Annotated in this window: 11 protein-coding genes; all 11 read right to left on the bottom strand. The window is 69.5% G+C overall.

Features of this window, described 5'->3' with window-relative positions:
* Positions 1–134: 134 nt before the first annotated feature.
* The 11 genes from AB0P18_RS09080 to infC all read right to left on the bottom strand — a co-directional run bounded on the left by AB0P18_RS09080 (position 135) and on the right by infC (position 10,565).
* The gene (locus AB0P18_RS09080) at positions 135–1,118 is read right to left on the bottom strand and encodes an NAD-dependent epimerase/dehydratase family protein (RefSeq protein ID WP_363359754.1); all 984 of its coding nucleotides are present in this window, start codon (positions 1,116–1,118) and stop codon (positions 135–137) included.
* A gap of 144 nt (positions 1,119–1,262) precedes the next feature.
* Entirely contained in the window at positions 1,263–3,791 is a 2,529-nt protein-coding gene (gene pheT / locus AB0P18_RS09075) for a phenylalanine--tRNA ligase subunit beta (protein ID WP_344052963.1), read from the bottom strand.
* Positions 3,791–4,831: a phenylalanine--tRNA ligase subunit alpha gene (pheS, locus tag AB0P18_RS09070; protein WP_344052961.1), complete on the bottom strand. Its 1,041-nt coding sequence runs from the start codon at positions 4,829–4,831 to the stop codon at positions 3,791–3,793. Before pheS ends, pheT begins: the two co-directional genes overlap by 1 nt.
* Before the next feature lie 52 nt (positions 4,832–4,883).
* Complete coding sequence (locus tag AB0P18_RS09065) at positions 4,884–5,768, bottom strand: amino acid ABC transporter permease (RefSeq protein ID WP_363359753.1); 885 nt, start codon at positions 5,766–5,768, stop codon at positions 4,884–4,886.
* Positions 5,765–6,412, bottom strand: a complete 648-nt coding sequence (locus AB0P18_RS09060) for an amino acid ABC transporter permease (protein WP_344052958.1) — start codon at positions 6,410–6,412, stop codon at positions 5,765–5,767. The genes AB0P18_RS09065 and AB0P18_RS09060 overlap by 4 nt, the downstream gene beginning before the upstream one ends.
* A gap of 77 nt (positions 6,413–6,489) precedes the next feature.
* Positions 6,490–7,386, bottom strand: coding sequence for a glutamate ABC transporter substrate-binding protein (locus tag AB0P18_RS09055; RefSeq protein WP_363359752.1), 897 nt, complete (start codon positions 7,384–7,386; stop codon positions 6,490–6,492).
* Positions 7,387–7,479: 93 nt separating this feature from the next.
* Positions 7,480–8,271: an amino acid ABC transporter ATP-binding protein gene (locus AB0P18_RS09050; protein WP_363359751.1), complete on the bottom strand. Its 792-nt coding sequence runs from the start codon at positions 8,269–8,271 to the stop codon at positions 7,480–7,482.
* Between the two features lie 87 nt (positions 8,272–8,358).
* The gene (locus tag AB0P18_RS09045) at positions 8,359–9,159 is read right to left on the bottom strand and encodes an RNA methyltransferase (RefSeq protein WP_344052952.1); all 801 of its coding nucleotides are present in this window, start codon (positions 9,157–9,159) and stop codon (positions 8,359–8,361) included.
* An 88-nt stretch (positions 9,160–9,247) separates the two neighbouring features.
* The gene (gene rplT / locus AB0P18_RS09040) at positions 9,248–9,631 is read right to left on the bottom strand and encodes a 50S ribosomal protein L20 (protein ID WP_344052950.1); all 384 of its coding nucleotides are present in this window, start codon (positions 9,629–9,631) and stop codon (positions 9,248–9,250) included.
* Positions 9,632–9,662: 31 nt separating this feature from the next.
* On the bottom strand, positions 9,663–9,857 hold the full coding sequence (rpmI, locus tag AB0P18_RS09035) for a 50S ribosomal protein L35 (protein WP_179431930.1): 195 nt from the start codon (positions 9,855–9,857) through the stop codon (positions 9,663–9,665).
* A gap of 69 nt (positions 9,858–9,926) precedes the next feature.
* Positions 9,927–10,565 (bottom strand): translation initiation factor IF-3, encoded by a 639-nt coding sequence (gene infC, locus AB0P18_RS09030; RefSeq protein ID WP_363359879.1) that lies wholly within the window; start codon positions 10,563–10,565, stop codon positions 9,927–9,929.
* Between the last annotated feature and the right edge of the window lie 123 nt (positions 10,566–10,688).

The raw sequence follows: 10,688 nt of genomic DNA, 5'->3' as shown, positions 1-10,688 counted from the left end.
CGACGATAGCGGGCGCGTCGCCGGGCCCGCAAATCGCGTGCGGCGTTCACAACTCCCGCATTCTCGCGAGCGCGGCGGCGGCGGAGCGCGCGGTGGCGCGGGCCGCGTCGCCGGCGCCGAGCGAAACGCGGGAGTTACGCGCGCGAGAGCTCGGCCAGCAGGGTGCGTTCGTCCGCACGGGACAGGCCTGCGCGGCGGTCCCGGTCCAGTCCCCGCTCCCGCTCGTCCGCCAGGGTGCGGCTCATCGTGTCGGCCAGGTCGCGCAGCTTGCCGCCCGCCGCCGAGTACGCGGCGTGGGAGCGGGTCGTGAATCCGGGCATGTCCGGCGGGAGCCAGAGAGGCAGCGACCGCGGCCCCATCCAGTACGCGACGTCATGCGCCTCGAGCCAGTCGTCGTCCGCCTCGACGAGCTCGCCGGTGTGCCCGGCCGTCGCGCGGGCGAGCGCGATCAGGGCGGACAGAGCCGTGGCGTCGCCGACCGCGTTCGCGGTGACACCGGACTCGTCCGCCCCGCACCGCACGACGAAGTCGGCGACGTCGTCGACGTCGATCACCTGGGCGCCGCGTCCCTCCAGACGCGGCGCGAGCACGGGCTCGGCATCCGCGAGCGCGAACCGGCCGACCCAGTAGCCGAACCGGTCGGTGGGGTCGCCGGGACCGACGACGAGGCCGGGGCGCACGATCGCCGCGCGATCCGGCAGCGCGGCACGGACGGCGGCCTCTGCGGCGGCCTTGGCGCGGGAGTAGTCGTACTCCTCGCCCGGCCGGAGCGGTTCGCTGAGCGGAGCGCCCTCGTCGGCATCCGCGAGGTCGTTGTCGGCGTACGCCGAGACCGACGAGACGTACGTCCAGTGACGCGTCCGAGGACCGAGCTGGGTCACCGCGGCATCGATGTGCGCGGGGATCGAGGAGATGTCGATCACCTCGTCCCACTCGCGGCCGGACACGCCGTCGTACGCGGACCCGTCCTCGCGGTCACCGATCACGAGCTGGACGCCCTCCGGCGCCGCGCGGGATCCTCGCGCGAGGCACGTCACCTGCGCACCGGCATCCCGCCACCGCTCCGCCACACGTCCGCTCAGCCAGCCCGTCCCACCCAGGATCAGCACATCGGTCATGCGCCCATCCCACCAGACGCGCGTCCCCGGCGAAACCGATCCGAGCGTCGGGCGCACGACGTCGTGTCGAGCGCACGACCTGTCCGCGAGGGGATGCCGCGCAGTGGGCAACAGGTCGTGCACTCGACCTGAAGTAGGAGCGCGCTACTCGCGCAGGGTCGCGCCGAAGCGCTCGGCCGCGACGGCGACACCCGCGAGCTTCGCCTCGGTCGCCTCGGCGGCCGTCAGCGTGCGGTCGGGAGCGCGGAAGCGCAAGGCGAACGTCAGGCTCTTCGCCCCGTCCGGAAGACCGGTCCCCCGGTAGTCGTCGACGAGACGCGCGGATTCGAGCAGGTCTCCGGCGCCCTCGACGAGCGCCGCGCGCACGTCGCCGGCCGGAAGATCCGCCCCGACGACGAGCGAGACGTCCTGGGTCGCCGCCGGGTAGCCCGACAGCGACGCTGCGACGACGCGGTCGCCGGCCAGCGAGAGCACGAGGTCGAGGTCGAGCTCCGCGACGATGACACGTCCCGGCAGGTCGGCCGCTTCGGCCACCGCCGGCAGCAGCTCCCCCAGGTACCCGACCTGGGTTCCGCGGACCGTGAGGACTCCCGTGCGGCCGGGGTGCAGCGCCGCGCGCTCACCCTGCTCGATGTCGATCTGCACACCGGCGGCGACCCCGATCGTCCGGACGGCGTCCAGGGCATCGGCGACGTCGGCGGGCTGCGCGGCGGTCCCGGGCTGCTTCGCGACGACCGCGCCGGTGAGGAGCACAGCGACGTGACGCGGCTGCGGCGGGATGCCGGCATCCAGCGCCGCGAGCGTGCCGGCGTCCGGACGCACGGCCGACGGCGGCACGAACGGCGTGCCGTAGAGCACACCCTCGGCGGGCAGGAATACCGTGCCGGACTCGAACAGCGCCAGATCGGTGAAACCGCGCGAGAGATTGCGGTGCGCGACGCGGAGGAGGCCGGGCACGAGGCTGCGGCGCAGGAACGGCGTCTGTCCGTCGAGCGGGTTCGCGAGCTTGATGCTCGGCAGGTGTCCGCCGCTCGCGGAGCCGTGCAGGTCGTTCTGCTCCTCGGTGGTGAACGGGAACGACGGCGTCTCCACGTAGCCCGCCGCGGCGAGCGCGTTCGAGACGCGTCGGCGCCCCTGCTGCGCGGGTGTCAGCCCGCGGCCCGACGGCGGCGTGGGCAGGATCGACGGGATGCGGTCGTAGCCCTGGATCCGGGCGACTTCCTCCGCGAGCGTCCACTTGTCGGTGAGGTCGGGTCGCCAGGACGGCGCGAAGGCCACGAGGTCCCCCTCGCGCTCGTGCACGGCGCACCCGATCAGCTCGAGCGATCCGATGATCTCCTCGCGCGTGTACGCGACGCCGATGAGGCCCTCGACGAAGCCGTGCGGCAGCTCGATCCCGGGGAACTCGTAGCCCGCGAGCAGCGCACCGCCCTCGCGACGATCGGTGCCGCCGGCGTACGCGACCATGAGGTCGACCGCGCGCTGGGCCGCCACGAACGGGATGTTCGGATCGACACCGCGCTCGAAGCGCCGCGAGGCCTCCGAGGGCAGCTTGTGCCGCCGGGCCGTGCGGGCGATCGAGACCGGGTCGAAGGTCGCCGCCTCGATCAGGACGTTGCGGGTCGCATCGGTCATCTCGGTCGCGCCGCCGCCCATGACTCCGGCCAGGCCGATCGGGCCGGACTCGTCGGTGATCAGCAGGTCCTCGGCGTCGAGCGTGCGCACCTTGCCGTCGAGCGTCTCTAGAGTCTCCCCCGCGCTCGCCCGCCGGACGGTGATGCCGCCCTGGAGCCGATCGAGGTCGTATCCGTGCAGGGGCTGGCCGAGCTCGAGCATCACGTAGTTGGTGATGTCGATCAGGATGCCGAGCGGCCGGATCCCCGCGAGGGTCAGGCGCGAGATCATCCATGCCGGGGTCGGCCGGGTGGGGTCGACGTCGCGCACGATGCGGGTGACGAACTCGGTCGCCCCCACGCGCCCGCGGATCGGCGTGAGGTCGGCGACCGTCGAACGGAAGGCGTCGGTCGTGTGCTGCACCTCGCCCCACGCACGGAGCCCCGGGTCGGTGAATGCCGCCCCGGTGGCGTGCGAGTACTCGCGTGCGACGCCGCGGATCGACAGGGCGTAGCCGCGGTCGGGAGTCACGTTGATCTCCACCGCCACGTCGTCCAGGCCGAGGAGCGCGATCGCGTCGGTCCCTACCGGTGCGTCGATGCCGAGCTCGACGAGGCGGAGGATGCCGGAGTGCTCGTCGCCGAGTCCGAGCTCCTTCGCGGAGGCGATCATGCCGTCCGAGACGTGTCCGTACGTCTTGCGCGCCGCGATCGGGAAGGGGCCAGGCAGTACCGAGCCCGGCAGCGTGACGGCGACCTTGTCGCCGACGAAGAAGTTGCGGGCGCCGCAGACGATGCCGTGCACGGCAGGGCCGCCGTCGGCGGCGAGTTCACCGTCGGGCGCGACCTGCACCTGACACCAGCGGATGGTCTTGCCGTTGGACTGCGGCTCCTCGACGAACTCGAGCACTTCGCCGACGACGATGGGGCCCTGCAGCTCGAAGCGGTGCACGTCCTCCTCTTCGAAGCCGACGCGCACCAGAGCCGCGAGCACGTCCTCGGGAGCGGCATCCGCCGGCACATCGACGTACTCACGCAACCACGACAGCGGGACGCGCATCAGACCACCATTCCGAACTGCTCGCTGAAGCGGACATCACCCTCGGCCATGTCGCGCATGTCCTGCACGTCGCTGCGGAACATGAGGGTCCGCTCGATCCCCATCCCGAACGCGAAGCCCGAGTACTCCTCCGGGTCGATTCCCGCCGCCCGGAGGACGTTCGGGTTGACCATCCCGCAACCGCCCCACTCGATCCAGCGCGCGCCGCCCTTGAAGGTCGGGTGCCAGAGGTCGAGCTCTGCGGAGGGCTCGGTAAAGGGGAAGTAGTTCGCGCGCAGGCGGGTCTTGGCCTCGGCGCCGAACAGCGCGCGGGCGACGTGGTCGAGCGTGCCGCGCAGGTGCGCCATCGTGATGCCCTTGTCGATCACGAGTCCCTCGAACTGCGAGAACACCGGCAGGTGCGTCGCGTCGAACTCGTCGGTGCGGTACACGCGCCCGGGCGAGATGACGTAGATCGGCAGGTCGCGGGTCAGCATCGACCGCATCTGGACGGGGCTCGTCTGCGTCCGCAGGACCAGGTGGCGGGCGACCGGGTCCACATAGAACGTGTCCTGCATCTGGCGGGCCGGGTGGTCCTCGTCGAGGTTGAGCGCGTCGAAGTTGTACCACTCGTGCTCGAGCTCGGGGCCTTCGGCGATCTCCCATCCCATTCCGATGAAGATGTCGCCGATCTGCTCCTGCAGAAGGGTGAGCGGATGCCGCGCACCGGTGCGCGCGCGCTGCGGGAGCGCGGTCATGTCGATCCGCTCGCTCTCGAGCTTCGCGGCGGTCTCGGCCTCGGCGATCACGCTCTCGCGCGCGGCGAGAGCCTGATTCACGCGGGCACGGGCCTGGCCGACGAGCTTGCCGAACTCCGCCTTGCGCTCCGGGGCCACCTGCCGTAGGCGCGCGTTCAACGCGGCCAGCGGCGAGCCCTCGCCGGCGTGCGCAGCACGGGCGGCCTTCAGCGCCGGCGTATCGGACGCTGCGCCGATCGCCTCCAGGGCCGCCTGGACAGCGGCATCCACCGCGTCGGGGGTGATTTCGGGTTCGTCAGACACGAAAGACGAGTCTACCGACGACGGATGCCGCTCCCCCGCCGCCGGATCCCGCTCACCCCTCGTCGCGCTGGGCGACGATCAGCTCGGTGTCGGTCGTCGGAGCCTCACCGGCGCCGACGACGACCGAGGACCGGGGAGAGGAGCGCAGTCGCTTCTCGGCGATGCTCGCCACCCAGGACAGCAGGAGGCACAGCGAGATGTAGATGGCGCCCGCGACGATCGCGGCCTGGATGAGCGGCGAGTCCAGCGTCGCCGAGGAACCGAGGTCCTTCGCGTATTTGAGCAGCTCCGGGTACGTGATGATGAAGCCGAGCGCGGTGTCCTTGAGCGTGACGACCAGCTGCGCGATGATCACCGGCAGCATCGCGCGGATCGCCTGGGGAAGCAGGATGAGACGCATCACGCCGTTCTTGCGCAGGCCGATCGCGTAGCCGGCCTCGCCCTGGCCGCGCGGGAGCGACTCGACGCCGGCGCGGATGACCTCGGCGAGCACCGACCCGTTGTAGACGATGAGGGCGATGACGACCGCGAGGTACGTGTCCATCTTGATGCCGATGACCGGCAGCCCGTAGTACAGCAGCAGCATGAGGATCAGGACGGGGATCGCGCGGAAGACCTCGATCACGGCGGTCACCGGGATGCGCACCCACGCGTGGTCCGACAGGCGGCCGAGCGCGAGGACGAAGCCGAGGACGAGCGCACCGATCGCCGCGGAGACGAACGCCGCCAGCGTGCGCAGCGTCGCAAGACCGAACTGCTCCCACACACGCGTGTAGGTGAAGGCCGACCACTTCGAGGCCGAGAACTGGCCGGTGACGGCGAAGCGCCAGACGATGAAGCCGAGGATAGCCAGGACCACCACGACGGTGACCGCGCCGAGGACGCGGTTGCGGGCGATCGCGCGCGGGCCGGGGACGTCGTACAGGACCGAAGTCATCGCGCGACCCTCCACTTCTTCTCGAGGGCTCTCTGCAGGGCCGCCAGCAGGAGCACCATCACGACGAAGACGACCATGACCCACAGCAGCACGACGAGCTGGTTCTCGCCGTTCTCACTCATCTCGGCACGGATGTTGCCGAGGTTCACGACCGAGAAGCCCGCGGCGACCGTGGTGTTCTTCAGCAGGGCGATGAAGACGCTCATCATGGGCGGGATGACCGAGCGGGCGGCCTGCGGCAGCACGACGCTGCCCATCACCTGGCCGAACGTGAGGCCGAGGGCGCGGGCGGCCTCGGCCTGACCGACCGGCACGGTGTTGATGCCGGAGCGGATCGTCTCGGCGACGTAGGTCGCGGTGTAGATGCCGAGCGCCCAGATCGCCAGCACGAGGAAGTTCACCCGGAAGTCGACCAGGAGCGGGATCCCGAAGGCGAAGAAGAAGAAGATCAGGGTCAGCGGGGTGTTGCGGATCGTGTTGACGTACACCGTGCCGACCGTCCGTGCGATCGGAATGGGCGAGACGCGCATCGCGCCGATCAGGAGACCCAGGACGATGGCGATGAGCCCACCGCCGAAGAACAGCACGACCGTGCCGATGAGGGCCTGGACCCACAGATCGGGGTAGTCGGTGATCACATTCACGACCGGGTGCTCCTTGATCGTCGCGGGGGAAGAGAGTGAGGTGGCGGCATCCGCTGCGGGATGCCGCCACCACAGGGTCAGTCGACGGCGGGCTGCTCGACCTCGATGCCGGAGGCACCCAGGTTCTTCTCGAAGATGGCCGTCCAGATGTCGCCGCCGTCGGTGAACAGGGTGTTCACGTAGTCGACGAACACGGTGTCACCCTTCTGGATGCCGACGCCGTAGCGCTCCTCGCTGAAGACGTCACCGACGACCTTGAGGTTGTCGGGATCCTGCGCGGCGTAGCCGATCAGGATGGCCTGGTCGGTCGTGATCGCGTCCACCTGGCCGGACTTCAGCTGCTCGACGCACTGGGAGTACGTGTCGAACTCGACGGTCGACGCCTCGGGGTGCTCGTCCTTGATTCGCTGGATCGAGGTCGATCCGGTCGCAGAGCAGACCGTGGCACCGTCGAGGGTGTCGACCCCGGTGATGTCCTCGTTGTCGGCGGCGACGAGCAGACCCTGGCCCGTGATGAAGTACGGGCCGGCGAAATCGATCTGCTCCTTGCGCTTGTCGGTGATCGAATACGTGCCGACGTAGTAGTCGATGTCACCGTTGACGAGCGCCTGCTCGCGGTTCGCCGAGGGGATCGCGGTGAATTCGATCTTGTCCTCGTCGTATCCGAGCGATGCCGCGATCCAGCGGGCGATGTCGACGTCGAAGCCGGTGCGCTCACCGGTCGCCTGGTCGAGGTAGCCGAGACCGGGCTGGTCCTCCTTCACGCCGACACGGACCTTGCCGTTCTCGGTGATCGTGTCGAACGTCGGGCTGCCCTCGAGCGAGACGTCGGTGGCCACTTCGAACCACGTGCCCTCCTCTTCGCCGGCCGCTTCGCTCGGGTCGGCTCCGGGGGTGCCGCTGTTGCAGCCCGTGAGGGCGAGCAGTGCGGCTGCGGCGATGCCGATTCCTGCGAGCATTCGTGAGTTACGCATGTGATTCTCCTTGTGTCGCGTATCCATTGGTGCGTTTCGTATCCGACGTTCGGGTCGTGCGGGTGCGGGTCGTGCGGGTGCTGGTCGGGGGCGTCAGTGCGTGATGAGCTTGGAGAGGAAGTCCTTCGCACGGTCGGTGCGCGGACGCTCGAAGAAGTCGTCGGGCTTCTGGTCCTCGAGGATCTGACCGTCGGCCATGAAGACCACGCGGTCGGCGGCCTTCCGCGCAAAGCCCATCTCGTGGGTGACGACGATCATCGTCATGCCCTCCTGGGCGAGACCGACCATGACATCGAGGACCTCGTTGATCATCTCGGGGTCCAAGGCCGAGGTGGGCTCGTCGAACAGCATGACCTTCGGGTTCATCGCGAGCGCGCGGGCGATCGCGACGCGCTGCTGCTGCCCGCCGCTGAGCTGCGCGGGGAGCTTGCTCGCCTGATGACCGACCCCGACGCGGTCCAGGAGCACCTTGGCCTCGCGCTCGGCGTCGGCCTTCTTCATCTTGCGGACCTTGATGGGCCCGAGCGTCACGTTCTCGAGGATCGTGAGGTGGGCGAACAGGTTGAACGACTGGAACACCATGCCGACGTCCGCGCGCAGGGCGGCGAGCCCCTTGCCCTCTTTCGGGAGTTCCTTCCCGTCGATCGTGATGGTTCCGGAGGTGATCGTCTCGAGGCGGTTGATCGTGCGGCAGAGCGTGGACTTGCCCGAGCCGGAGGGCCCGATCACGACGACGACTTCGCCGCGGTGCACGGTCAGATCGATGTCGCGCAGCGCCTGGAAGTCGCCGTAGTGCTTCTGCACGTCGGTGATCACCACGAGCGGTTCGCCGCGGCGCACGTCGATGATGGACGTCTTCGGTGCCGAGGGGTCGGGGGTCGTCATCCCGTCACCCTATGCGCGGGCTGTGGACCGATCGAGTGATTGACAGCGGCCTTTACCGGACTGTAATCAGATCGGAACCGCCGTGCGTCAGCTCCCCGAACGCTGCGCGAAAGCCGTTTCGTACAGGCACACGCTCGCGGCGGTGGCGAGATTGAGCGACTCCGCGCTGCCGTAGATCGGCAGGCGAAGAGCCAGATCGGCGAGCGCGAGAGCATCGTCCTCGAGGCCGCGCGCCTCATTGCCGAACAGCCATGCGGTGGGCTCCGCGAGGATCTGCCGCGACGCCAGGAAATCCTCGCCGCCCACGTCGGCGGCGATCACCCGAACCCCGGCCGCGTGTGCGCGGTCGATCGCGGAGGCGAGGTCGACACCCACCGCGATCGGCAGGTGGAACAGCGACCCGGTGGTCGCCCGCACGACTTTGGGGTTGTACGGATCCACCGTCCGGCCGGTCAGGATGACGGCATCCGCGCCCGCGGCGTCGGCGGCGCGGATGATCGTCCCGAGGTTGCCGGGGTCGCGCACCTCGTCGCAGATCGCGACCAGGCGCGGAGATGCGGCGAACACCTCGCGCACCGAGCTCGGGGTCTGGCGGGCGACGGCGACGATGCCCTGCGGCGTGACCGTGTCGGCCATCGCGTCGAGCACGTCCTCGGTCGTGAAGACCACCTCGAGGCCGGCCGCGAGCGCGGCATCCCGCACATCTGTGTGCCGCTCGAGCGCTGAAGGCGTCGCGAACAGCTCCAGGACGGTGTCCGGCCGATACGCGAGCGCCTCGCGGGCTGCTTGCGGACCTTCGAGCAGGAACAGACCGGTCTCCTGCCGTGCACTGCGCTTGGTCAGCTTCGCGACGGCGCGGACGCGGGGCGAGCGCGGGTTCTCGAGCACAGTTCAGTGTAGAGCGGCGGCGGCGCGCGCACGCGAAGGGGCGCCCTCCGAAACGGGAGGACGCCCCTTCGACAGGCGGATGCCGGCGTTACGCGCTCTTGGGCGCGTTCACGTTCTCGGGCAGCGCGGCCTTGGCCGTGGCGACCAGCGACGCGAACGTCGCGGGCTCGTTGACCGCGAGTTCGGCGAGCATGCGGCGGTCGACCTGGACGCCGGCCAGGCCGAGACCCTGGATCAGACGGTTGTACGTCAGGCCGTTCTGGCGGCTCGCGGCGTTGATGCGCTGGATCCACAGACGGCGGAAGTCGCCCTTGCGCTTGCGACGGTCGCGGTACGCGTAGACGAGCGAGTGGGTGACCTGCTCCTTCGCCTTGCGGTACAGGCGCGAACGCTGACCCCGGTAACCGGAGGCGCGCTCGAGGATGACGCGACGCTTCTTGTGGGCGTTGACGGCCCGCTTGACTCTAGCCATTTCTGAATTTTCCTATCGTGATTCGGCGCGCTCAGCGGCCGAGAAGCTTCTTGGCCTGCTTGGCGTCGGCCGGGGAAAGCACCTGGTCCTGGTTGAGGCGCCGGGTCCGCTTGCTGGCCTTGCCCTCGAGGTTGTGGCGCATACCGGCCTGCTGCTTCATCAGCTTTCCGCTGCCGGTGATCTTGAACCGCTTCTTGGCACCCGAGTGGGTCTTCTGCTTCGGCATCTCATGTTCCTTCGTGTGTCGCCCTCGCGGGCTTCGTGGGTGTTCCCGCGAGGCGGGGGTCTGTGGGGCTTACTCGGCCGCGGCCGGAGCCTGGTCCGCGGCGGGACCGCCGTGGGCGGCCGAGCGGGCCGCCTCCTTGTTCGCAGCGCGCTGGGCGTTCTGCTCGGTCTTCACTTCGGACTTGTTCTTGTGGGGAGCCACGACCATGACCATGTTGCGACCGTCGATCGTGGGGCTCGACTCGACGGTTCCGAACTCCGCGACGTCCTCTGCGAACTTGCGCAGGAGACGCACGCCCTGCTCGGGACGGGACTGCTCACGCCCGCGAAACAGGATCATCGCCTTGACCTTGTCGCCCGCCTTGAGGAAGCCCTCGGCGCGCTTGAGCTTGGTCGTGTAGTCGTGGGCCTCGATCTTCAGACGGAAACGCACCTCCTTGAGGATGGTGTTCGCCTGGTTGCGTCGGGCCTCTTTGGCCTTCTGCGCTGCTTCGTACTTGAACTTCCCGTAATCCATGATCTTGACCACGGGCGGCTTCGAGTTGGGTGCCACCTCGACGAGGTCGAGGTCGGCATCCTGCGCCAGACGCAGGGCCACCTCGATGCGTACGACGCCGACCTGCTCTCCGTTCGGGCCGACGAGGCGGACCTCGGGCACGCGGATGCGGTCATTGGTGCGGGGATCGCTGATGCGGAGCTCCTCTTTCATGCGGGTGTCGGCCACCGCGAAGCGGGATGCATCGCGGGCGGAAGAGCGACTCGATTCCACCCGCACAGCGCTGGAGCGCCGGCTTGCGCACCCGACCCCCACCGCGATTCCGGTGGAGCGACC

This window comes from Microbacterium sp. NPDC064584, assembly GCF_040687315.1.
Taxonomy (GTDB): domain Bacteria; phylum Actinomycetota; class Actinomycetes; order Actinomycetales; family Microbacteriaceae; genus Microbacterium; species Microbacterium lacus.
Note: the sequence above shows the minus strand (reverse complement) of the source record. Positions and strands in the feature narration are given on the sequence as shown.